Origin of the sequence: Streptomyces sp. NPDC055243 (assembly GCF_044544025.1) — a bacterium.
Classification (GTDB): domain Bacteria; phylum Actinomycetota; class Actinomycetes; order Streptomycetales; family Streptomycetaceae; genus Streptomyces.
On the sequence record NZ_JBITWR010000004.1, the window covers coordinates 104,998 to 127,360 of the forward strand.

18 protein-coding genes, 2 tRNA genes and 1 pseudogene are annotated in these 22,363 nt (G+C 72.2%); 3 read left to right on the top strand and 18 right to left on the bottom strand.

The window, feature by feature from the left end; translation table 11 throughout:
• Positions 1-2: 2 nt before the first annotated feature.
• From ACIGXX_RS13320 to ACIGXX_RS13360, 9 genes are all read right to left on the bottom strand, one after another.
• Positions 3-1,694, bottom strand: coding sequence for a sensor histidine kinase (locus ACIGXX_RS13320; protein WP_399975368.1), 1,692 nt, complete (start codon positions 1,692-1,694; stop codon positions 3-5).
• The gene (locus tag ACIGXX_RS13325; protein ID WP_399975371.1) at positions 1,691-2,452 is read right to left on the bottom strand and encodes a response regulator transcription factor; all 762 of its coding nucleotides are present in this window, start codon (positions 2,450-2,452) and stop codon (positions 1,691-1,693) included. Before ACIGXX_RS13325 ends, ACIGXX_RS13320 begins: the two co-directional genes overlap by 4 nt.
• Before the next feature lie 74 nt (positions 2,453-2,526).
• Positions 2,527-3,474, bottom strand: a complete 948-nt coding sequence (locus tag ACIGXX_RS13330; protein WP_399975374.1) for an amidohydrolase family protein — start codon at positions 3,472-3,474, stop codon at positions 2,527-2,529.
• On the bottom strand, positions 3,461-3,877 hold the full coding sequence (locus ACIGXX_RS13335; RefSeq protein WP_351167406.1) for an antibiotic biosynthesis monooxygenase: 417 nt from the start codon (positions 3,875-3,877) through the stop codon (positions 3,461-3,463). The genes ACIGXX_RS13330 and ACIGXX_RS13335 overlap by 14 nt, the downstream gene beginning before the upstream one ends.
• A 107-nt stretch (positions 3,878-3,984) precedes the next feature.
• Positions 3,985-4,878 carry a DUF2797 domain-containing protein gene (locus ACIGXX_RS13340; RefSeq protein WP_351167404.1) on the bottom strand — a complete coding sequence of 298 codons (894 nt, stop codon included), beginning with the start codon at positions 4,876-4,878 and terminating at the stop codon, positions 3,985-3,987.
• Between the two features lie 40 nt (positions 4,879-4,918).
• Positions 4,919-5,533, bottom strand: a complete 615-nt coding sequence (locus tag ACIGXX_RS13345) for a hypothetical protein (RefSeq protein WP_399975378.1) — start codon at positions 5,531-5,533, stop codon at positions 4,919-4,921.
• Between the two features lie 74 nt (positions 5,534-5,607).
• Complete coding sequence (locus tag ACIGXX_RS13350; protein ID WP_399975381.1) at positions 5,608-6,084, bottom strand: hypothetical protein; 477 nt, start codon at positions 6,082-6,084, stop codon at positions 5,608-5,610.
• 61 nt (positions 6,085-6,145) lie between these two features.
• Positions 6,146-6,218, bottom strand: a tRNA-Arg gene (locus ACIGXX_RS13355).
• Between the two features lie 191 nt (positions 6,219-6,409).
• Positions 6,410-6,500: transfer RNA gene (locus ACIGXX_RS13360), tRNA-Ser, on the bottom strand.
• 212 nt (positions 6,501-6,712) lie between these two features.
• Here ACIGXX_RS13360 and ACIGXX_RS13365 point away from each other — a divergent pair.
• On the top strand, positions 6,713-7,156 hold the full coding sequence (locus ACIGXX_RS13365; RefSeq protein ID WP_351167398.1) for an SSI family serine proteinase inhibitor: 444 nt from the start codon (positions 6,713-6,715) through the stop codon (positions 7,154-7,156).
• Between the two features lie 246 nt (positions 7,157-7,402).
• Positions 7,403-11,740, top strand: coding sequence for a PAS domain-containing protein (locus ACIGXX_RS13370; protein ID WP_399975385.1), 4,338 nt, complete (start codon positions 7,403-7,405; stop codon positions 11,738-11,740).
• 80 nt (positions 11,741-11,820) lie between these two features.
• Here ACIGXX_RS13370 and ACIGXX_RS13375 read toward each other — a convergent pair whose 3' ends face one another.
• From ACIGXX_RS13375 to ACIGXX_RS13415, 9 genes and pseudogenes are all read right to left on the bottom strand, one after another.
• A complete protein-coding gene (locus ACIGXX_RS13375; protein ID WP_366462437.1) occupies positions 11,821-13,470 on the bottom strand; it encodes a long-chain fatty acid--CoA ligase in 1,650 nt (549 codons plus the stop codon).
• A 225-nt stretch (positions 13,471-13,695) separates the two neighbouring features.
• Positions 13,696-14,259: a SigE family RNA polymerase sigma factor gene (locus ACIGXX_RS13380; protein WP_249588982.1), complete on the bottom strand. Its 564-nt coding sequence runs from the start codon at positions 14,257-14,259 to the stop codon at positions 13,696-13,698.
• Between the two features lie 219 nt (positions 14,260-14,478).
• Complete coding sequence (locus ACIGXX_RS13385) at positions 14,479-15,390, bottom strand: DUF1906 domain-containing protein (protein ID WP_399975390.1); 912 nt, start codon at positions 15,388-15,390, stop codon at positions 14,479-14,481.
• A gap of 63 nt (positions 15,391-15,453) precedes the next feature.
• Entirely contained in the window at positions 15,454-16,620 is a 1,167-nt protein-coding gene (locus ACIGXX_RS13390) for a lipid-transfer protein (RefSeq protein ID WP_361470423.1), read from the bottom strand.
• 149 nt (positions 16,621-16,769) lie between these two features.
• A pseudogene (locus tag ACIGXX_RS13395) lies at positions 16,770-17,156 on the bottom strand (MaoC family dehydratase); the annotation flags it as partial.
• A 35-nt stretch (positions 17,157-17,191) separates the two neighbouring features.
• A complete protein-coding gene (locus ACIGXX_RS13400; protein ID WP_399975393.1) occupies positions 17,192-18,295 on the bottom strand; it encodes an acyl-CoA dehydrogenase family protein in 1,104 nt (367 codons plus the stop codon).
• 1 nt (position 18,296) lies between these two features.
• On the bottom strand, positions 18,297-19,205 hold the full coding sequence (locus ACIGXX_RS13405; RefSeq protein ID WP_351167388.1) for an OB-fold domain-containing protein: 909 nt from the start codon (positions 19,203-19,205) through the stop codon (positions 18,297-18,299).
• Positions 19,202-20,410: an acyl-CoA dehydrogenase family protein gene (locus tag ACIGXX_RS13410; protein ID WP_399975397.1), complete on the bottom strand. Its 1,209-nt coding sequence runs from the start codon at positions 20,408-20,410 to the stop codon at positions 19,202-19,204. The genes ACIGXX_RS13405 and ACIGXX_RS13410 overlap by 4 nt, the downstream gene beginning before the upstream one ends.
• Before the next feature lie 356 nt (positions 20,411-20,766).
• Positions 20,767-21,078, bottom strand: a complete 312-nt coding sequence (locus ACIGXX_RS13415; protein WP_351167384.1) for a hypothetical protein — start codon at positions 21,076-21,078, stop codon at positions 20,767-20,769.
• 370 nt (positions 21,079-21,448) lie between these two features.
• Between ACIGXX_RS13415 and ACIGXX_RS13420 the strand changes: the two genes are divergently transcribed.
• Positions 21,449-22,321: a bifunctional DNA primase/polymerase gene (locus tag ACIGXX_RS13420; protein ID WP_399975401.1), complete on the top strand. Its 873-nt coding sequence runs from the start codon at positions 21,449-21,451 to the stop codon at positions 22,319-22,321.
• Positions 22,322-22,363: the final 42 nt, after the last annotated feature.

Genomic DNA, 22,363 nt, shown 5'->3' on the forward strand with positions numbered 1-22,363 from the left:
TGTCAGGCCTGTGTGGTGAGCCTGTGGCCCGCCTGTGAGTCCCGTCCGGCGCCGCTGACCTGGGGCGACACCTCGTCCGACACCGCGTCCGACACGGCGTCAGACACCTCGTCCGACACGGCGGGCAGCAGCACCGTGAACACCGTCCGTCCCGGCACGCTGTCCACCGTCACACGACCGCCGTGGGCCGCGACTATGGCCTGTACGAGGGCGAGGCCGAGCCCGGTGGACCCGGCGTTGCGGGAGCGGGACGCGTCACCGCGGGCGAACCGTTCGAAGACGTGGGGGAGGAGGGCGGGGGCGATGCCGGGGCCGTCGTCCTCGACCTCCAGTCGGACGCCGGGTCCGGCCCGCCGCACGCGTGCGGTGACCTTCGTGCCCGGTGGCGTGTGCGTGCGCGCGTTGGCGAGGAGGTTGACGACAACCTGCTGGAGGCGGGCCGCGTCGGCGAGGACGAGCGCGGGCTCGTCCGGCAGCTCCAGGGCCCAGAAGTGCCCGGGGCCCGCGGCCCGCGCGTCGCTCACGGTGTCCACGACCAGCGGTGAGAGATCAGTGCTCTGATACGAGAGCGCCAGTCGGGCACCGGGCCCACCCCCTCCCGCACGCCCGCCGTCACGCCCCTCGTCCAGGCGGGCGAGCAGCAGCAGGTCCTCCACGAGGCCCGTCATCCGTTGAGCCTCGGACTCGATGCGGCCCAGCGCGTGCCGCGTGTCGGGACCCGTCGACTCCCGCCCCCGGCGCGTCAGTTCGGCGTAGCCGCGGATCGAGGCCAGCGGCGTACGCAGCTCGTGGCTGGCGTCCGCGACGAACTGGCGTACCCGCGTCTCGCTCTCCTGGCGCGCGTGCAGCGCGGAGTGCACGTGGTCGAGCATGCGGTTGAGCGCGGCGCCCACCTGCCCGACCTCGGTGTTCGGCTCCGTGTCGGGGACGCGTTCGTACAGCGTCACCTCGCCGCTGTGCAGCGGGAGTTCGGAGACGCGGGTGGCGGTCGCCGCGACCCGGCGCAGCGGGCGCAGCGCGACGCCGACCATGGCCGCACCGGCGAGCGAGGCGGCCACCAGACCCGCGGCGGTGACGCTGACCTCGACGATGACCAACGTCTCCAGGGTGTTCCGCACCTTGGCGGTGGGGATGCCGACGAGGAAGTCGCCGGCCGGCCCGGTCGCGTACTCCACGCGGTATCCGCCGAGGCCGGGGATGTCGACGTCGTGCGGATGCCCGTCGCGCGGCACGGAGGCGAGCGCGGCGGACTGTGCCGCGTCGAGCTGATCGGTCCCGGGCTCGAAGGTTCCGCTGTCCGGCTCGTTGCTGACGAGGGCCTGGCCGACCGAGCCGTCGTCCTCGACGACGGCACCGATGGTGCCGACCTCCTGCGGACCCTTGGAGACGAACCGCAGCGGATCGCCCTGATCCGCGGACGGGGCGCCGGGACCCTCGTCCCCCGGCTTGGGCTGCGGACCCTTCGCCCGCATCGCGACCGTGCCGAGCGAGGTGTCCAGCTGGTCGTACAGGTGCGAGCTCAGCGCGATGGTCGTCACCGTGCCGATCACCGCGCAGACGACGGCGATCAAAGCCACCGCCGAGACGACGAGCCGCGTCCGCAGCGACCGCGGCGACCGCAGCGACCGCAGCGACCGCAGCGACCGCGGCGACCGCGGCGACCGCGGCTGCCGCGGCTGCCGCCCGAGCCTCATGAAGCCGCAGCCGCCTCGGTCGACGGCGCGGGCTTGATCAGATACCCGGCACCGCGCCGCGTGTGGATCATCGGCTCACGGCCGGCGTCTATCTTCCTGCGCAGATACGAGATGTAGAGCTCGACGACGTTGGCCTGGCCCCCGAAGTCGTAGTTCCACACGCGGTCGAGGATCTGCGCCTTGCTGAGCACGCGGCGCGGATTGCGCATCAGATAGCGAAGCAGCTCGAACTCGGTGGCGGTGAGGTGGATGGAGTCCCCGCCCCGCGTCACCTCGTGGCTGTCCTCGTCGAGGGTGAGATCCCCGACGGCGAGCACGGACTCGCTGCGCCGGTCGGATGCCCCGGCCCGGCGGATGAGCCCGCGAAGCCGCGCCACGACCTCCTCCAGGCTGAAGGGTTTGGTGACGTAGTCGTCGCCCCCGGCGGTGAGCCCGGCGATCCGGTCCTCCACGGCGTCCTTGGCCGTGAGGAACAGCACCGGCACGTCGGGCAGCTCGCGCCGCAGCTGGCCGAGCACGGCGAGGCCGTCCATGTCCGGCAGCATCATGTCGAGCACCACGGCGTCGGGCCGGAAGGCACGGGCGGTGCGCACCGCGCCGGCACCGTCGCCCGCGCTGCGGATCTGCCAGCCCTCGTAGCGCAGGGCCATGGAGAGCAGCTCCGTCAGCGACACCTCGTCGTCGACGACGAGCACGCGGACGGGGCTCCCGTCCGCCCTGAGCAGTTCTGTACGCCCCTGGGGCGAGGTCGTAGTCATGGCACACAGCCTGCGCCGCGGCCCTGAGAGTGCTCTTGCCAGAACCTGTGAATTCCCTGAGAAACGCCCTCGCGCTAGGCGCTGCCGCCGCCCGGCAGCCCAAAAAGCCGGGCCGCGTTCCCGTGACAGACCGCGCGCAGCCAGTCGTCCCCCAGACCGAGCCGCTCCAGGGCGTGCAGCTGATGAGCGTACGTGTGCGGGGTGTTGGGGAAGTCCGAGCCCAGCAGAATCCGGTCACCCAGATCGGCGAGCCGCGGCAGCTCGGCGCGCGGGAACGGCGAGAGCTCCTCGCAGAAGTCGGTGAACGCCAGGGTCGTGTCCAGCCTGACCTCGCCGTACCGCTCGGCGAGGTCGAGGAAGTCGACGTACTCCGGCATCCCCATGTGCGCCACCACGAGCCGCAGCCGGGGATGGCGCGCGAGCAGCCGCCCGATCGGCTCGGGCCCGGTGTGCTTGCCCGGCGCGGGCCCCGACCCGCAGTGCACGACGACGGGGACACCGGCCTCGGCGAGCAGCCCCCAGACGGGGACGAGCGCGGGATCGTTCGGGTCGTAACCTCCCACCTGCACATGGGACTTGAAGATCCGCGCACCGGCGTCGACGGCGTCCCGCACATACGCCTCGGCTCCCGGCTCGGGAAAGAAGGTGGCCGTCTGCAGACAGTCTTCGGTCCGGCGGGCGAAATCGACGGCCCACCCATTGAGCCACTGCGCCATGCCGGCCTTGTGCGGATAGATCATCGACGTGAAGGCGAGGACCCCGAACTCACGGAGCAGGGCAAGGCGTTGCTCCTCCTCGTGCCGGTAGACGATGGGCCACCGCACGCCGGTCAGCGGTCCGGCGGCATCGAAGTAGTCCCACACCTTGGCCAGCACGCGCTCGGGCATGAAGTGCGTGTGTACGTCGATGAGGCCGGGCAGCCCGAGCCGCTCCCAGAAGTCGCGGACGGCCTGGGCCTCGCCGTCGTGCTCGGCGGCCCCGCCGTCGTACTCGGCGGCCCCGCCGCCCTCATGCCCGCTCAAAACCGTAGCTCCGCTCCACCTTGGCGACATGGACGACGTACTTCTCGTACCACTCGTCGCGCCCGCGCTTCTGTGCCGTGCGGTGCTCGGCGTCGGCGCGCCACCGCTTGATCGCTTCCTCGTCGCGGAAGTAGCCGACGGTGATGCCGAGACCGCCGGGCGTCCGCGCGGATTCGACGCCGAGGAAGCCGGGCACGGAGGCGACGAGCTCGTCCATGCGGGCGCCGGTCTCGTCGTACCCGGCGTCGGCGCCGGTCTCGCCACCGGAATCGGAGTCGGCACCGGACGCGCCGCCGGATGCGCCACCGGATGCGCCACCGGTATCGGCCAGCACGGAGGTGAACACGACGGTGTAGTAGGGCGGTTCGAAGGGAGGTACAGGTGCGACGGGCTGATCACTCATGGCCTCAGACTCGGCCGCGCCCCACCCGCCTGTCCACCCTCTCCCCGCCTTCATTGCCGTACGGGCAGCCAGACTTGACCATCCGGTCAGCTTCGGCGCCCCAGGGCTCAGAAAAGCCCGCCCTGAACAGCGGGAACCTCCCGCACGGGAACATTCGTATGCTCCGCCCCCCGCGCCCCTTCGAGCCGCCACCCCCGCAGCAGACGGCTGTCGAGCACGACGAGACGCCCACCGTCATCGAGATAGACATCGGGCCCGGCGACGGCGACGAGGCTCCCCAGCACCACTCCCCCGTCGACGAGCTCGGTGACGGCGAGCCCGCCGAGCCCCGCAAGCCGCTCCACCCCGAAGGCCGCCCCGTGATCCACCACACCGCACTCCCCGGGCTCCCCGGGCTCCCCGCGCACCCCCAGGGCCACCCGCTCCAGCGACTCGGGCCACCCCTGCAGCGCGAGGGCGAAACCATGCATCCGCTCCAGCTCACGCCGCCGCTCGTCCACCCCCGGCAAGGTGGCCCGGACGGCCCGCTTCTTCGCGTACGAGATCCGGTCCGGCACCCCGAGGGCGACCCGCAGCAGCTCCTCGGCCCGCCGCGCGGCCATCAGGGGCCCGCGCCCCAGCCAGGCGAAGGCGACGGCCCCCTGCTCCAGCAGCCGCGCGGCTCCCCGCTCCTCCCGGGTGATCCCGACCTTGACCATCCCGACGCCGAACCACGCGAGGTAGACGCGATAGGTGCGGGGATCGTCCGCGATGGTGTCGGCGGCCACGGAATGCGCCCGGTCGAGCCGCGCACACTCGGCACACCGGGCCTGAGTCCCCCGCCCCGGCACGACGGCGCCCACAGGACAGGCATTCCCCCGCGCCCCCACGCACTCCCGCCGCCCCACGGCCCGAAACCCGACCCGCCGCCCCACAACCAGCGAACTGACGTCCCCCCGCTCCCACACGAGCCCGGGCCGCTCACTGTCCGCCCAGCTCAGCCCCGCGATACGCCACTCCATAGCCCCAGTCTCGCGCAGCGTCCCCGGTCCGCCGCCTCCGCTACTGCTCGGCCCGCTCCGTCTGCCGGGGCCGCCCGGTGGCGGCCGCGACCGCTCCGGCCAGCCACAGCAGCACGGCCACGACAGCGGCCGAGGTACTGGACGACGCGTGCAGCGACGACGCCCACGGCTCCGGGGTGTTGTCGCTGTCCACGCCGAGCAGCAGCGTGGGGCCGAACATGCCGAGCGGCAGCAGCCAGGCGAGCCCGCTGCCGAGGAGGCGGGCGCTGATCATGCCGAGGCCGAGATGGCCGACGACGTTGCGGGCCGCGGAGCCGAACACCTCCGCGGTCGCGCCGGTGAGCAGCGGCAGCGCGGTCAGCCCGAGGCCCAGGACGAGCAGCACCCCGAGGTAGCCGCCCCGCAGCCGGCTCATCGGCTGGGCCGCGGTCTGCTCCAGGTCCGCCATCGGCGAGAACAGCGTGGTGGCGAGGACCACCGCATGGGCGAGCGGCACGACCTCGGCCACCGGCACGCTGAAGTCGACCAGGTACCGGAACTCGGGCACCGCTACCCGCTGCCCCGCGAACGCGGTCGCGGCCAGGGCGATGAGCAGCGCGACGCCGCTGGCCCGGGGCAGCCCACGGCACCGTACGAAGGCGACGAGGGCGTTCACCTGAGGGCTCCTTGCCACCTTGAGGCTCCGTGCCGCCTTGAGGTTCCGTGCCGCCTTGAGGTTCCGCGCAAGACTCACCGCGGCGGCTCCGGAACGGGGCGGCAGGCGCGGATCTCACCGGCCGCAGCCTCGATCCACGCGTCCTGCGTGGCGGCCGGGGCTCCGGTGATCCGGGCGAGTACGCGGCCGAACTTCTCGCCGTAGTAGTCGCTGGGTGCTCCGGCGCGGGCGCGGATGACGGCTTCGAAGAGGAAGGTGTCGGGGTAGCCGCCGATCTCCTTCAGCAAGTGGGGCTCGCAGTCGGAGGACTTGGGCTGCGGCAGCGCCGCCGCGAACAGGGCGTCGGTCAGATCCGCCTCGGTCTCCGCGGGCGTCATCAGGGACAGTTCGGCGCTGCGGCCCGCGGGCCGGTCGAGGCCGCTCGCGTAGAAGGCGCGGTTGAGCCCCTTCAGGTCGCCGAGCCGCTCATCGACGGTCTTCACCGCGGCACGGGCCTTGGGGGCTGTGCCGACGATCACATCCGGGGCCGCCATGGCGGCGCCGAGCCGCACTTCACCGCCGTACGGGCAACGCGAAAGGCCCCCGGATGATCTCCGGGGGCCTTCGACACTGTGCACTCGGCAGGATTCGAACCTGCAACCTTCTGATCCGTAGTCAGATGCTCTATCCGTTAAGCTACGAGTGCTTGATTTTTCTGTTTTCCGTCTTCGCTCTCCGGCCTTTCGGCCCGTTCGCGGCGACAGGAAGAACATTACATGACCGCCGCCGCCATGTGAAATCCGTTAGCCACACCGCTTGCGACCTGCGTAAACGTGCCTCCCGGCGGGGAAACGCCGAAGCCCCGGTCCAGGGGACCGGGGCTTCGGGATCTTGCAGCGGAGGCGGAGGGATTTGAACCCTCGATGGGATTTAAGTCCCAAACCGCATTAGCAGTGCGGCGCCATAGACCGGACTAGGCGACGCCTCCAGCTTGCACACCTGCGCGAGCGCGGGGTGCGTGCAGATGATGACACAGCCGAGCGGCGTGTCACCAATCGCGGCTTCCACGGTACTAGTCGGGCGGCCCGCAGAGCAAAGCGTCTTTCCGCGCCCGCAACGTCGCGGCGTCAACGGCGTTAGACGCGTTAGAGCCCGTACGTGTTCGCGTACCCGGTATCCCGCACCCAGTGGAGCCCCGTCATGCTGCGCCGTCTCGTCCTCACCGCCGCCGCGTCCCTCGCCGCGCTGTCCGCCGCTCCCGTCGTCGCCCACGCCGACATGGGCTCCCTGCCCCTGTCGACGCCGCTGACCGAGCCGGCCCCCGACCGGCTCACGGTGGAGGTCACCGACGCCGGGGACGGGTACGACGGGACGTACAAGCTGGAATGTCACCCGTCGGGCGGTACGCACCCCCAGGCCAAGGAGGCGTGCTCGAAGCTCGACGAAGGCACGTGGGGCCGTGACACCTTCTCGCCCACGCCCGCCGACTCGATCTGCACCATGCAGTACGGCGGCCCCGCCACCGCGCACGTCACCGGCACCTGGCACGGCCGGCCCGTCGACGCGACGTACAGCCGCAGCAACGGATGCGAGATCTCCCGGTGGAACAAGCTCGTCCCGGTGCTGCCCGACATCGCGCGCTAGCCCCGGCGATCGGTTCTGGCCACAGCCGTGACCGGTTCCCGGCCACGGCTGAATCCGTCCGCCCGCCACCCCGTCGTGACCAGGCGGTACGGAAGCCTCACATCTTCTGCGTGCGACCTCCCTCTCATCCGGCGTCGCGCGCACAACCTCTCCCCGTAGACTCCCTCCCGTGACACGCCGCGGGCCGCGGGGCAAGATGGCCTGGGCGAGTCGGCAAGCAGCAGTAACCAGGGAGGAAGCGTCGTCGTGAGCAGCAGGCCATCCCGAGGCGCTGCTCGCCTCGCAGCCATACTCGACGCGCTTCCGGACGCGCTGGTCCTCGTGAACGCGAACGGGACCGTCGTGAACGCGAACGCGATCGCGCTCGAGGCGTTCGAGACGCCGGGCACCGCCCTCGTGGGGCGCGGGCTCCTCGATCTGTTGCCGGAGTTCGACTCCCGGCTCATTCCCGGATCGATGCGCAGGCCCGAATCCATCGACGAGCGCGGGCGGACCAAGCCGACGCGGATGACCGCGCGGCGTACGGACGGCAGCGAGTTCCCCGTCGAGGTCACCAGCTCGAACCTCGAGGACATCCGGGACGCCTACGACAATTACGGCTACACCGGCGACGAGTTGCTCATGCTCGTCGTACGCGACCTTTCGGGCGCCGTGGACACCGAGGCCGAACTCGCGCGCTCCCAGCGGCAGACCGAGATGATCCTGCGTGCCGCCGCCGAAGGCGTCGTCGGGACGGACACCGACGGACGGGTCGTCCTCGTCAATCCGGCCGCCGCGCAGATACTCGGCTTCCGGGCCAGCGACCTGGGCGGGCAGGAACTGCACAACCTGGTGCTCCACTCGCGCGCCGACGGCGAGCCCTTCCCGTACGAGGAGTCCCCGCTCGCCGACACCCTGCGCTCCGGGCGCAAGCACCGGGTGCGCGGACAGGTCCTGTGGTCCAAGAGCGGCGACCGGGTCGCGGTCGACCTGACGACGGCGCCGGTGCGGGACGGCGACCAGCTCGTCGGCGCGGTCATGACGTTCACCGACCGGCGGCCCTACGACGCGCTGGCCGAGGAGCACGAGGCCGCGCTCGCCGCGCACGCGCAGGAGATGCAGGCCGCGACCGAGCGGCGCACGGAGGAGCTGCGGGCCGCCACCGAGCGGCACGCCGCCGAACTCGCCGCCGCCGCCGAGCAGCGCGCCGAGGAGATCGCCGCCGAGCAGGAGCGGTACGCGGCGCTCGCCGAGCGCGAGAAGGACCGGTTCGAGGAGCTCGCGGAGAGCGAGAAGACGCGGTACGACGCGCTGGCCGCGCGGCACGAGCAGCTGCTCGCCGTGCTCGGGTCGTCCCTGCGGGGTCCGCTCGACGAGCTGCGGCGCGAGCTGGCGGCTCTCGCCGCCGATGACGCCGGGCAGTTGTGGCCCGAGGCGAATCAGGTCCTTCATCACCTTTCGGCCGGGTACGCGCGCATCACCACCCTCGTCGACAACGTGCTGGGCTTCCAACTGCTCGACTCGGGTGCCGATCAGTTGTCGTGCGTGAAGGTCATGCTCGACGCCGTCGTCGCGAGCGGCGTCGAGGGCGCGGTCGAGCTGATCGGGCCCGGACGCGCGCAGTTCGCGGTGCACGCGCCGCCGATCGAGGTCGAGGTGGACCCGGGGCGGCTCGCCACGGCCCTCGCCCACCTGGTCGCCGACGTGGCGGGCATCGACGCCACGGGCAACGCGCGCGCCGGCGCCGCCCCTTCGGCCGTCACCGCCGGTGGGTACGTGGACTCGACCGTGGTCGTGGCCGCCGCTCAGCGCGGCGAGGTCGTGCGCATCGAGGTGCGGGGGCCGTACGCCGGGGGAGACCCGGTGCACGAGCCGATCGTCCGGGGCATCGTGCGGGCGCACGGCGGCGTGCTGCAGACGCACGAGGTGCCGGGGATGAGCGGCACGGCGTACGTCCTTGAGGTGCCGATCGGTGCGGGGGGCGGGGCGGTCTCCGTTGCCCCTGCGGTGGTTGGCGGTGCCTTGGACTCCTCCGCCGGGGCCTCGGACGGGGCCTCTGGTGGAACATCTGGTGGGTCCTCTGGCGACTCTTCCGTCGGCTCTTCCGTCGTGGTGCCCGCGCAGGCTTCTCCCGCCACGGGTGGCGGGAGGCGACGGGCCCGGCGTGCTGCCGGCCCCTCGGTGGACTCGTTCCTGGAGAGCTCGGTTTCCGGGGACGCGACTTCGGGGGGCACCGGCGCCGACTCCCTGGGCGGGGCTGCGCCCAGTGGGACCGGGCGGCGGCGTGGTCGGCGTGCGGCGGAGGCTGAGGCCGCGCAGGCGGCTGAGGCTGCGGGGGCTGCTGGGGCGCAGGCTGCGGTTGCCGCTGAGGCCGCGGCTTCGGTCGAGGCACCCGTTGCTTCGGCGGCGCCCGCGCCGGCCGAGGCTTCTCAGACTTCTGGTGGTACCGGGCGGCGGCGCGCAAGGCCCAGCGTCGCGGAAGGGTCGGCGGGTGCCGCAGGCTCTGCGGGGTCCGTGGGCTCCGTGGTGACCGCCGCCGAGCATGCCGCCGGGTCGGCGGCTCTGGGGCAGACGGTGCCGCCGCAGGGTGTGCCGGTGCCCGCGGGTGGCGTGGCTCCTGCCGGGCAGCGGGATCGGCGGAGCGATGAGCAGTTGGCGTTGCCGCCCGCTCTGCCTTCGGGTGGTGGCGGGCAGGAGGGTGCTGCCGCCGGGGGTTCCGGGGGCAGTGGCTCCGGGGCCGGGACGGCTATGGCTGTCGCGGGGTCGCCCGGCTCCACCGGTGACGCGGGCGAGGCCTCGCCCCGGCCGACGGGACGACGCCGCCGCGCGCTGGCCGCCGCCAAGGAGCGGGCCGCCGCCGAGGAGGCTCCCAGCGGGCGCGTCTTCGCGCTGCCGCCCGCCTCCGCGGACCAGGACGACACGGGTCAGCACGAAGCGGCCCTGCACCACCCCGCCGACGACCACACCCCGCCGCAGCCCCACCCGGCACAGACGCCGACGGGCCGCCGCCGGTCGCGTCCCGCGGGGGACGCGCAAGGGACCCCGCCCGCCGGTACTCCCTCGCAGCCCACGACGTACGCCGAAGGCACTCCCGCGCGAGGCGTCCACACACCCGGCAGGGGCGTCGCGCTCCCGCCCGAGCGCGGTACGGAGGAGCGGGCCGCGCAGCCGCTGCCCGCCGAGGCCGCGCCCGGCGACCCCAACTCGACGCAGGGGCGCGCGATCAGCGTGCGTACGCTCGGGCAGGGTGTGCCGTTCGGCCAGCAGATCGCCGAGCAGCAGCAGCGCCGCCTCGGGCTCCAGCAGGGCCAGGCTCCGGCTGCGGCACCGCAGAATCCACAGGCACCGCAGAATCCGCAGAATCCTCAGATCCCGCAGGCACCGCAGCCTCCGCTGCCCCCGCAGGCGCCTCCGGCCCAGCAGGCCGCCGGGGCCGCGGGGCCGGTACCGCCGCAGGCGCCTGCGAAGGACCAGGAGCAGGCCAAGGCCGCCGCCCCGGCCCCGGCCGCCCCGCGGCCCACCGCGGGCCCTCTGCCCACCGCGGGCCCGCTGCCCGAGCAGGCGCCGGGGCAGTCGCAGTCCCACACCCTCGGCGGTGGCGGCTCGCTCGGCGGCTCCGTCAGTGGCTCGGGGCGTCGCCGCAGGCTCTCCACTCCCCCCGACCCCGCGGCGGACGACCGCCCCGAGGCCGCGGCCCGCCCGCACCCCCAGGCGCAGGCCCACCCGCAGTCCCGGATCGCGTCCTCCAGCGAGGGCACGGGGCGCTCGTACGCGATCGGCGCACCGGACGAGGACGCCGACGAGGGCCCGGAGCCGCTGGACGGCCCCGGCGGCGCCGTCGAGGTCGCCAACCGTCCCCAGCCGCAGCCCATGGACGACGAACTGCCGCCCGAGCCGCTGGACAACCCGCGCCGCCTCCTCGTCTGGCCCGCGCCCGACGTCACCACCCAGCAGGCGCTGAGCGACCGCGGCTACCGTCCCGTCATCGTGAACTCCCGCGAGGAGGTCGACGCCCAGATCGCCGCCTTCCCCGCGGCCCTGTTCGTGGACCCGCTGACGGGACCGATCACGCGTACGGCGCTGCAGTCGCTGCGCACGGCCGCCGTGGCCGCGGAGGTTCCCGTGCTCGTCACGGCGGGCCTCGGCCAGGCGACGCGCGAGGCGGCGTACGGCGCCGACCCCGCCGTACTCCTGAAAGCCCTCGCACCGCGCGACAGCGAGCAGCACCCGCCGCGCGTCCTGCTCATCGAGGAGCACGAGGAGATCGCGCTCGCCCTGACCGCGACGCTGGAGCGGCGCGGCATGCAGGTCGCGCGGGCCGAGAGCGACGCGGACGCGGTGACGCTCGCGGCGCAGATGCGGCCGAACCTGGTGGTGATGGACCTGATGCAGGTGCGTCGGCGCAGGGCCGGGATCATCGACTGGCTGCGCGCGAACGGCCAGTTGAACCGCACGCCGCTCGTCGTCTACACCGCCGCCGTCGACCAGACGGAGCTGCCGCGGCTCGCGGCGGGGGAGACGGTGCTGTTCCTCGCGGAGCGCTCGACGAGCACCGAGGTGCAGGGCCGCATCGTGGACCTGCTGGCGAAGATCGGTACGAACTAGGCCTCAGGGCGCGGACATACGGCGATGCGCCGCCCCCCTGTGGGGGAGCGGCGCATCGGTATCGCGGGTGAAGCCCTGCGTCAGAGCTTGGTGACGTCCAGCTCGCCTTCGGCGTACTGCTTGCGCAGCACCTTCTTGTCGAACTTGCCGACGCTCGTCTTGGGCACGGCCGGCACGATCGCCCAGCGCTCGGGCAGCTGCCACTTGGCGATGGTGCCCGCGAGGAAGTCGCGCAGGGCCGCGTATTCGAGGCTCGCGCCCTCCTTCAACACGACCGTGGCGAGCGGACGTTCGCCCCACTTGTCGTCGGGTACGGCGACGACCGCCGCCTCCGCGACGTCCGGGTGGGCCATGATCGCGTTCTCCAGCTCGACGCTGGAGATCCACTCGCCGCCCGACTTGATGACGTCCTTCGCACGGTCGGTGAGGGTGAGGAAGCCGTCGGGGGTGATCACGCCGACGTCGCCGGTCTTCAGCCAGCCGTCCGCGCTGAATTTGTCCTCGGGCTTGAGGTCCTCGCCGCCCGCGCCGCCGTAGTAGGCGCCCGCGATCCACGGCCCGCGCACCTCCAGCTCGCCCGCGGCCTCGCCGTCCCAGGGCAGGTGTTCGCCGCCGGGGCCGACCAGGCGGGCCTCGACGCCGGTCGGGAAGCGGCCCTGGGTCAGGCGGTAGCCGAACTCCTCGTCCGTGCCGATGGACTTGGCCGGCGGGCGGGCGACCGTGCCGAGCGGGGAGGTCTCCGTCATGCCCCAGGCGTGGCAGACGCGCATGCCGAGCTTGTCGAACGCCTCCATCAGCGAGGGCGGGCAGGCCGAACCGCCGATGGTGACCTGGCCGAGCGAGCTGACGTCACGCGGCTTCGCGGTGAGCTCGGCGAGCAGGCCCTGCCAGATGGTGGGGACGGCGGCCGCGTGCGTGGGCCGCTCCGTCTCGATCATCTCGGCGAGCGGCGCGGGCTGGAGGAACCGGTCCGGCATCAGCATGTTCACGCCCGCCATCAGCGTCGCGTGCGGCAGGCCCCAGGCGTTGACGTGGAACTGCGGGACGACGACGAGCGTGGTGTCCGCGTCCGTCAGGCCCATCGACTCGCTCATGTTGACCTGCATGGAGTGCAGGTAGATGGAGCGGTGGGAGTAGACGACGCCCTTGGGGTCGCCGGTGGTGCCGGAGGTGTAGCACATGGCGGCGGCCGTGCGCTCGTCCAGCTCGGGCCAGTCGTACGTCGTCGGCTTGGCGGCGATCAGGTCCTCGTACTCGTGCACCTGCGCCTGGATCCCCGCCAGCGGCGAACGGTCGCCGGGGCCCGAGACCACGAGGTGCTCGACGGTCGGCAGCTGCGGCAGCAGGGGCGCGAGCAGCGGGATGAGGGAGCCGTTGACGATGACGACGCGGTCGGCCGCGTGGTTCACGATCCAGGTCAACTGGTCGGCGGGCAGCCGGAGGTTGAGGGTGTGCAGGACGGCGCCCATACAGGGGACCGCGAAGTAGGCCTCGACATGCTCGGCGTTGTTCCACATGAAGGTGGCGACGCGTTCGTCGCCGTCGACCCCGAGGTCCTCGCGCAGCGCGTGCGCCAGCTGGGCGGCGCGTTCGCCGATCTCGCGGAAGCTGCGGCGCTGTGGAGCGGCTTCGCCGGTCCACGTGGTGACCTGCGACGACCCGTGCACGGTCGTCCCGTGCCGGAGGATGCGGGTGACGGTCAGTGGTACGTCCTGCATCGTGCTCAGCACGGCGTCCTCCCGGTGGGCGCGCGGCATTCATCCGGGGCGGCTCCCGAATGACCTACCTGGCAGTAGGGCTCGCCAGATTCTTGCCGCATACCGCACGGTATGTCACTAGGTCGGGAGAAGAAAGGTCCGGCGGAACTGCGACGATCAGCGGACCGGGGTCCGGCGGGCTGCCACGAACCGGCATCCGGCGGGCTGCCGCGAACCGGGGCCGGCGGGCTGCCGCGATCAGCGGACCGGGGTGAGCTCCGGGTCCTCGCGCAGCTTGCCGAGCGCACGCGACACCGCGCTCTTGACGGTGCCGATGGAGACCCCGAGCACCTCGGCCGTCTGCGCCTCGCTGAGATCCTCGTAGTACCGCAGGACGACCATCGCCCGCTGCCGCGCGGGCAGCTTCATGATCGCGCGCCACATCGCGTCCCGGAGCACCTGCTGTTCCGCCGGATCCGCGACCGGCGTCACCTCGGGCTCGGGCAGCTCGTCACACGCGAACTCGTCGACCTTGCGCTTGCGCCACTGCGAGGTCCGGGTGTTCAGCAGGGCCCGGCGCACGTAACCGTCGAGCGCCCGATGGTCCTCGATCCGGTCCCACGCCACGTAGGTTTTGGTGAGGGCGGTCTGCAGCAGATCCTCGGCATCGCTCGGATTCGCGGTCAGCGAGCGCGCGGTGCGCAGCAACACGGGCTGACGTGCCCGTACGTACGACGCGAACGACGGATACGCCGAAGGACTCGCTGTCCGCGTCGCGGCCTTCGATGCGCTGGTGCACATGGGCACCATGGATACGGTCATGGCTCCACGCTAGAAGCGCCCCCTACTTCTGCGGATCGGCCGCAGGTCCCTAAGAGGTGTCCGCCTCAGGTTGTACGCGGGGTGGTAGCCCCACCTCCTGAAGGTGGAGGAGGCGGAGCGTACCCCTGAGGGTTCACCCCTGAGAGGCCGTACTCCGGTCCGGCCCGACGGCCGGGCCCGACGGCCGGGCCCACGGTCCGGCCCGGGTGGTCTCCCGCCCTAGCCGATCCGGGCCACCGGCGCGTGCACGAGGTTCCGGTCGATCTTCAGCGTGTGTCCGCCGTGCCGCTCCTTCACGTTCCCCGCGTACTGGTGGATGCGCCGCTCGGGGTGCCACGCGCCCTTGCTCAGCGCGGGCTCGCGGTACAGGTGGGGCCGCGTGTGCCAGCGCGCGAACCACATCACCCCCGGCAGGTCCCGCACTCCTGCCTTCCGCGCCGCCTCCATGTGCCGTACGCCGGAGCTCGCACTGCTGTAGAACCCCGGTACGTACCCCAGCCTGCGCACCTCGCGGTCCCAGGCCCGCACGAAGGCCAGCGTGCCGTGGGCGCACTCCTTCTGCCGGTAGCTGTACGCCTCCATGTCCAAGTAGAGCGGGCTGAGCCGCCGCATCCCGAGTGCCTTCGCCTTCCGTACCGCGTCACGCCCCTCCCGTGTCCCCTGCCGCACGGGATACCGGCCCATGCGTACGTGCTTCTTGTGCTTCGCGATGACGCAGGGCGACTGCGAACCGACGTACACCGGCAGCACCTTCCACCCCTGCCCCCGCACAGTGCGCATCCAGGCGCGGTTCAGCTGAGGCTGGCGCTTGCACGCCCGGCCGCGGCCCGCGTAATAGACGCCCACCGCTCCGTAGGCGGAGGCCTTCCAGCGGCGCATCGTGTCGGAGGACGGGGCGAGGCAGGTGTCGAAGGCCTTGCCCCGGAAGGTCGAGACCCCGGCGGGCCACCCAGCCGCACGACCCTCAGCTCCAGCTCCGCCCCCGGCTCCGGCCCCAGTTCCAGCTCCAGCTCCAGCCTCGCGGCCCACGGCCTCGGCCCGGCTCACGGCGCTGGTCGGCGGTACGCCCTCGGCCAGGGCGGTGAGGGCGACGGCGAGGACAAATCCCATCATCAGCTTTCTGCAACGCATACGCAGAGTGAAGGGCCCGGAGCCCGCGCCGCGCACGCGCCACGCCCGGAACACGCGCCGCGTTCAGCCGTCCGCCGCCAGAATCAACCCCGACGTGGGGACACCGGTGCCCGCCGTGACCAGAGTGCGCGCGGCGTCCGGTATCTGGTTCACGGACGTGCCGCGCACCTGTCTGACCGCCTCCGCTATGCCGTTCATCCCGTGCAGATACGCCTCCCCGAGCTGCCCTCCGTGCGTGTTCAGCGGCAGCGCCTCCTCGGCCACGAAGTCCGCCGCTTCACCCGGCCCGCAGAAACCGAACTCCTCCAGCTGCATCAGCACGAACGGCGTGAAGTGGTCGTAGAGAATGCCCACGTCCATGTCCCCGGGCGCCAGACCAGAACTCCGCCACAACTGTCTTGCCACCACGCTCATTTCGGGCAGCCCGCTCAGGTCGTCGCGGTAGAAGCTGGTCATCTGCTCCTGCGCCCGGCCCGCGCCCTGGGCCGCCGCCGTGATCACCACCGGCGGATTCGGCAGATCCCGGGCCCGCTCCACGCTCGTCACGACGATGGCCTGCCCACCGTCGGTCTCCTGACAGCAGTCCAGGAGCCGCAGCGGCTCGACGATCCAGCGCGAGGCGGCGTGATCGGCGAGCGTGATCGGCTTACCGTGGAAATAGGCCGCCGGGTTGGTCGCCGCGTACTTCCGGTCGGTGACCGCCACATGGCCGAAGGCGTCGGGGGTCAGGCCGTAGGTGTGCAGATAGCGCTGGGCCGCCATCGCCACCCAGGAGGCCGGGGTCAGCAACCCGAACGGCAGGGCCCAGCCGAGCGCCGCGCCCTCCGCCGACGGCTCCCTGTGCTGCACGCCCGAGCCGAACCGCCGCCCCGAACGCTCGTTGAACGCGCGATAACAGACGACGACTTCGGCCACTCCGGTCGCCACCGCGAGCGCCGCCTGCTGGACGGTCGCGCAGGCCGCGCCTCCGCCGTAGTGGACGCGTGAGAAGAACGAGAGCTCCCCGATCCCGGCCGCCTGCGCGACGGTGATCTCCGGGTTCGTGTCCATGGTGAACGTGACCATGCCGTCGACGTCGGAGGGCCCGAGCCCGGCGTCGTCGAGCGCGAGGCCCACCGCCTCCACGGCGAGTCTGAGCTCACTGCGCCCCGAGTCCTTGGAGAACTCGGTCGCCCCGATCCCGACGACGGCCGCCTTGCCGCCCAGGTGATCGCGCGTATGTACGCTCATGCCGCGCCCCCCGCCGACGCCTCGCGGTGCGCCCTGCCGGAGACCTTGCCGGGCGCCTTGCCGGGAGGCCCGTTGGACGCCCCCACGGACTTCCCGACGGACTCCCCAACGGACGCAGCGCCGGACGCCCCGCCTGGTGGCCCGGCGGAAGCCCCGCCCGGGACCGTGACCCTGACCGTTCCGGTGACGTGCTTGCCGATGCCGTTGGCCCCGACCACCCGCACCGTGGCCGTATCGCCCTCGACCTGCTCCACGGAACCGGTCAACACCATCGTGTCCCCCGGATAGTTCGGCGCCCCCAGCCGGATCGCCACCTTGCGCAGGATCGCCCCGGAGCCGAAGTGGTCCGTGATGTACCGGCCGACCAGGCCGTTCGTGGTCAGGATGTTCATGAAGATGTCGGGGGAGCCCTTCTCCTGGGCGGCCACCGAGTCGTGGTGCACGTCCTGGTAGTCCCGCGACGCGATCGCACCGGAGACGATCAGCGTCCGGGTGACCGGGATGGTGAGCTCCGGCAGCTCGTCCCCGACCCTCACGCGGCCCTCTCCTCCTCCGACATACCGTCCCCCCGTCATCCCATCCCCTCCTGCGCGCTCGCGGCGATCAAGTCGCCCATCTCCTGCAGTACTTCGCTCCCGCTTCCCAGGTAGGCGTCCAGCTGCCGCCCCCACAGGAAGTGCCGGTGCACGGGGTGGTCGAGGTCGGCCCCCATGCCGCCGTGCAGATGCTGGCCCGCGTGCACGACGCGCTTGCCGCCCTCCGACGCCCACCACGCGGCGGTCAGCGCATGGGTGCCGTACGGCAGTCCCGTGTCACGGCGCCAGGCCGCCTCGTACGCCGTGACCCGTATCGCCTCGGTGTCCATATGGGCGTCCGCTGCCCGGAGTTGGACCCCCTGCTTGGCCGCGAGTGGCCGCCCGAACTGCTCCCGCTCGTTCGTGTGGGCCACCGCGCGAGCCAGCGACCCCGCGCACACCCCGGCCTGTAGCCCGGCGAAAGCTGTCCGCGCGCTCGCCAGGACGTCGTCGTACGCCCCCTCCCCTCCGATCCGCTCCCCGGGAGTCCCGGCCAGGACCAGCCGCCCGGCCGCCCAGGGCGCGGTCAGCTCCACGGGCTCCGCCTCCGCGTCGGCCACCCGCACCCTCCACAGGCTGTGCCCACCTCCCGGCGCGGGATCACTCACCGCCACCAAGACCTCCGTGGCATCCCTCAGCCAGGGCACCCAGGGCACCACCCCGGTCAGCGCCCCGGTCGACCCGCCGGCCGGTGCCCCAGTCGTCCCGTCGGCCGGCGCCCCCTCCGCGGAGGCCACCACGCCGCCCCGCGCCGGGAACGCCCCCGTCGCGACCGCCGTACCGTCCCGCAGCCCCGGCAGCAGCCGCCCCCGCTGCTCCGCCGTGCCGTGCGCCGCCACCGCGAGCAGCCCATAGACACAGCTCGCCGCGAACGGCACCTGTGCCGTCCTCCGCCCCTGCTCCTCGACCAGCAGCACGAGCCCGAGCAGCCCGACGTCCTCCACCGCACCCGGCAGCCCCGCCGCGCACAGCGCCTTCCACAGCTCGGCATCCGACCCCGTGCCCGCCGCCGCGAGTCGCTCGGGTGTGGACAGGTCTCCGAAGATCTCTCCGGCAAGGTCCCGCGCGGCGGCCTGTTCTTCCGTGGGTGTGAAGTCCATGTCAGACCTCGCCCCCCGTCATGCCCTCGACGACCCGGAACACCGGGAGCTCCAATTCCTTGTCCACCTGCTGGAATTCGAGCCGCACCGGCTGACCGATCCGCACCTTGTCGCTGGGCAGGCCCACCACATTGCTGACCATGCGCACGCCCTCCGCCAGGTCGATGAGCCCGACCGCGTACGGGGGATCGAAGGCGGGGAAGGGCGGGTGGTGCATGACGACGTACGAGTAGATCGTGCCCTCGCCGCTCGCCTCGACCGTGTCCCATTCGAGCGACCCGCAGGCATTGCAGCCGGGCAGCCAGGGGAAGCGCAGCGCCTGGCAGCCACCGCAGCGCTGGATCAGGAGCTGGTGCCGGGCCACGCCTTCCCAGAACCCGGCGTTGTCCCGATTGATCACGGGGCGGGGCCGCTTGCCCTGGGGTTTCCGCTGCGCTGGCGCGTACTTGAGGATCCGGAAGCGGTGCGTGCCCGCCGGCTCGCCGCCCGCTCTGACGTCCATCCGGGTCGTGACGAAGTGCCCCGTGCCCAGCTTCGTCGTCTTGCGCTCCGACACCGACTCGATGACCGCGTCGAAGGTGATCTCGTCCCCCGGCCGCAGGGCCCGCAGATACTCCTGCTCGCAGTCCGTGGCGACGACCGAGGTGTACCCCGCGCCGTCCAGGAGCGCGAACAGCTCCTCGTGAGCGGGCGAACGCCCTTGGTGCCCGGAGAGCCCACCCATCGTCCAGGCCTGGAGCATGGTCGGCGGCGCGATCGGATCCGTCCCCGCGTAGGCCGAGTTCGCGTCCCCCATGGCCTCGCACCAGTGCCGGATCATCGGCTCGTTCACCGGGTCCTTGCCCACGCCCGACGTGGCGGCCGCCCGCCCCTCGAACGCCTTCAACGTCTCGTACGAAAGATCGGTCACCGCCGTCCCCTCCGCATCCCGAGGCGCATCGTCGCCACGATCTCCCGCTGCACCTCGCTCACCCCGCCCCCGAACGTATTGATCTGTGCCGCCCTGTTCATCCGCTCCAACTCCCCCTCACCACCCGTGCCGAGCGCCAGGGCCCCAGGTGAACCGGCCCGCACCAGACCGGTCTCGCCCGTGACTTCCTGACATATTCGGTACACCTCCACCGCCGATTCGGTTCCCATGAACTTCACGCCACTCGCGTCTCCCGGCGCCAGCGCGCCCGCCCCGACATCCCCCACCAAACGCCAGTTGAGCAGGCGCGTTGCCGCAATCCGTGCCTGCGCTTCGGCCAATCTCGACCGGACCCACGGAGCGTCAATCCGGCGTTCGCCCGTCACCGGATCGGGTGTACGGGCGAAGGCGAGGGCCGCGGCGTAGAAATCCTCGGCCTGCATGCCGATCGCGGCGAGCGCCACCCGCTCGTGGTTGAGCTGGTTGGTGATGAGCCCCCAGCCGCCGTTCTCCTCGCCGACGAGATTCGTGGCGGGCACGCGGATCCCGTCGTAGTACGTCGCCGTCGTCGTCAGACCGCCCACGGTCTCGATGGGCGTCCACGAGAATCCGGGGGCGTCGGTCGGCACGAGGATGATCGAGATGCCCCGGTGCTTGGGGGCCTCTGGGTCGGTGCGGCAGGCCAGCCAGATCCAGTCGGCGTTCTGGGCGTTCGACGTGAAGATCTTCTGCCCGTCGATGACCCACGCGGCCTCCGTCCCCGCGCCTTCGCCTTCCGTCTCCCCCTCGCGCACCGCCCGCGTCCGCAGCGAGGCCAGATCCGTCCCCGCCGACGGCTCGCTGTACCCGATCGCGAACACGAGATCGCCGCTGAGGATGCGCGGCAGGAAGGCGGCCTTCTGCTCCTCGGTGCCGTACTTCATGAGGGTCGGCCCGACGGTGTTCAGGGTGACCATCGATACGGGCGCGCCCGCGCGGTAGGCCTCGTCGAAGAAGACGAACTGCTCGTCGGGACCGCGCCCCTGGCCGCCGTACTCGACCGGCCAGCCGAGGCCGAGCATGCCGTCGGCCCCGATGCGCCGCAGCAGTCGGCGCTGGCCCTCCAGGTCGTTCCCTTCGGGCGGCCCGCCGGGCATCAGATCTCGGAAGTACGCGCGCAGTTCCGCGCGCAGCTGCTGCTGGCGTTCGGTGGGGGCGAGGTGCACGGGGGCGGCCTCTCCTTCGCGTACGGCGTCCGCGTACGGGCGGCGCACCGACGCGCCGCACCGACAATGGTTTCTGACTGTCCGTCAGAAACTGTCGTGGTGTCAAGAGATCACCCGGGATGCGGTCGCCATGAGGTCGCCCCACACCCGAGCGCCGTGGGATCGCCCCGTATCCGAACGCCGTGGGATCGCCCCGTATCCGAACGCCGTGGGATCGCCCCGGCTTCGCGAGAGATCACCCGAGGCGGGAGGGCGTACCCCGAACACGCCTGCGCGGCGGTGCAGATGCACCGCCGCGCAGAACGTCACACACCCCATCGAGCGGGCCCCGGGAGGTGTCCCGGAGGGCCGTCACCTCACCAGAGGTGGGTGAAGTTGACGGCGACGTTCTCGTTCGACTGGTCGATCGCCGTGAACGCCGAGCCGTTCACCTGGGCGGTGTTGTTCTGGTTCGAGGCGCCCGAACCGACTGCCTGCTGCTGCGACGTGGACGAGTTGCCGCTGTTGTTGCCGCCGACGCCGCTGCCGTTGACAGTCGCCACGCCGGCATTCGATCCGTCGTTCGCGAAGGAGCCGTTGTCGGCCGTCGCGACACCCGTGAAGAGTGCGGCAGCCAGGGGCAGGGCCGCGGCTGCAGCGATGACGCGGGCGGTACGGATGCTTGCCATGTGAATTCCTCCGTTACGGGGGTACGCACCGGCGACGTGCCGGGAGTACCTGAAGTGCGGCTTGTTCCGGGGCAGTTGGCCGACCGCCCCTGGTGTTCTGCACGACGTCGCGACTCCAGAGTTGCCCACCGAATCCCCGGCGAACCACCCCGGAAGCCCCAATTCCCCCGCAAGCGTGAGTACAAGTCGATAAACATGCTTGGCTCCCACAAAGCCCCTGCTCAGCACCTAAAACCCCGCCCAAACCCAGGCGCCGCACGCGCTGAAGCGTTCCGCCACTTCCTGAAGATCGACGGGCGCGCCCGCGTTTCGTTCGCGCGCCGTGCCGCCCCCTCTTCCTTTCTTCGAACACCTGTACGAAAATGAAGGCATGGCCACCATCGACCGCCATGCCACAGCACTCGTACTCGCCCACGCCCTGTCAGCCGCCGAGCGCGGCCTCGCCGTCATCCCGCTCTCCCGCACCAAGCTGCCGGCGCTCCGCTCCCCCCACCACGAGCAGCCCGAACCGACCCCCTGCCACGGCGAATGCGGCCGCCCCGGACACGGCGTGTACGACGCGTCGACCGACCCCCGCCGCATCCGCGAGCTCTTCGCCGCCGCTCCCTGGGCCACCGGCTACGGGATCGCGTGCGGGCTGCCCCCGCACCATCTGATCGGCATCGACCTGGACACCAAGTCCGGTACGGACGCTCCGGCGGCCCTGCGGGAACTGGCGCTGCGCCACTTGTTCACGATCCCGGCGACGGTCGTCGTGGCGACCCCGAGCGGTGGCCGCCACATCTGGCTCGCGGGCCCGCCCGACGCCGTCGTCCCCAACTCGGCGGGGCGCCTCGCCCCCGGCATCGACATCCGCGGCGCGGGCGGCTATCTCGTCGGCCCCGGTTCGCGCACCGAGCACGGCGTCTACAGCACCGTGGCCGGCACCGCCCATCTCCCGCCGGCTAGCTGCCCGTCCGCACTGCTGCGCCTGCTGATGCCCCCGCCCCGCGTCTACCGCCCCACGCTCCCGCAGGCTCCCTCGCCGCCCCAACGGGGCCAGGGCCTGGTCCAGTTCGTGCTCGCCGCGCACGAGGGCCAGCGCAACACCCGCCTGTTCTGGGCCGCTTGCCGTGCCTACGAGAACGGCATCGGCGAGTCCCTGACCGAGGACCTCACCGATGCCGCGGTCCAGGTCGGCCTGACGGAGCGCGAGGCACGCTCGACGATCGCTTCGGCGGCGCGCCTGACGGGGTACGCGTAGAGCCCCTGAAGGGACGCGGTAAGGGACGCCCGCAATGGCGGA

Excerpts from the sequence above, each read along its gene's own strand:
- ACIGXX_RS13320 (WP_399975368.1), bottom strand. The coding sequence starts at position 1,694 with ATGAGGCTCGGGCGGCAGCCGCGGCAGCCGCGGTCGCCGCGGTCGCCG.
- ACIGXX_RS13325 (WP_399975371.1), bottom strand. The coding sequence starts at position 2,452 with ATGACTACGACCTCGCCCCAGGGGCGTACAGAACTGCTCAGGGCGGAC.
- ACIGXX_RS13335 (WP_351167406.1), bottom strand. The coding sequence starts at position 3,877 with ATGAGTGATCAGCCCGTCGCACCTGTACCTCCCTTCGAACCGCCCTAC.
- ACIGXX_RS13340 (WP_351167404.1), bottom strand. The coding sequence starts at position 4,878 with ATGGAGTGGCGTATCGCGGGGCTGAGCTGGGCGGACAGTGAGCGGCCC.
- ACIGXX_RS13365 (WP_351167398.1), top strand. The coding sequence starts at position 6,713 with ATGCTGCGCCGTCTCGTCCTCACCGCCGCCGCGTCCCTCGCCGCGCTG.
- ACIGXX_RS13380 (WP_249588982.1), bottom strand. The coding sequence starts at position 14,259 with ATGACCGTATCCATGGTGCCCATGTGCACCAGCGCATCGAAGGCCGCG.
- ACIGXX_RS13385 (WP_399975390.1), bottom strand. The coding sequence starts at position 15,390 with ATGCGTTGCAGAAAGCTGATGATGGGATTTGTCCTCGCCGTCGCCCTC.
- ACIGXX_RS13390 (WP_361470423.1), bottom strand. The coding sequence starts at position 16,620 with ATGAGCGTACATACGCGCGATCACCTGGGCGGCAAGGCGGCCGTCGTC.
- ACIGXX_RS13400 (WP_399975393.1), bottom strand. The coding sequence starts at position 18,295 with ATGGACTTCACACCCACGGAAGAACAGGCCGCCGCGCGGGACCTTGCC.
- ACIGXX_RS13415 (WP_351167384.1), bottom strand. The coding sequence starts at position 21,078 with ATGGCAAGCATCCGTACCGCCCGCGTCATCGCTGCAGCCGCGGCCCTG.
- ACIGXX_RS13420 (WP_399975401.1), top strand. The coding sequence starts at position 21,449 with ATGGCCACCATCGACCGCCATGCCACAGCACTCGTACTCGCCCACGCC.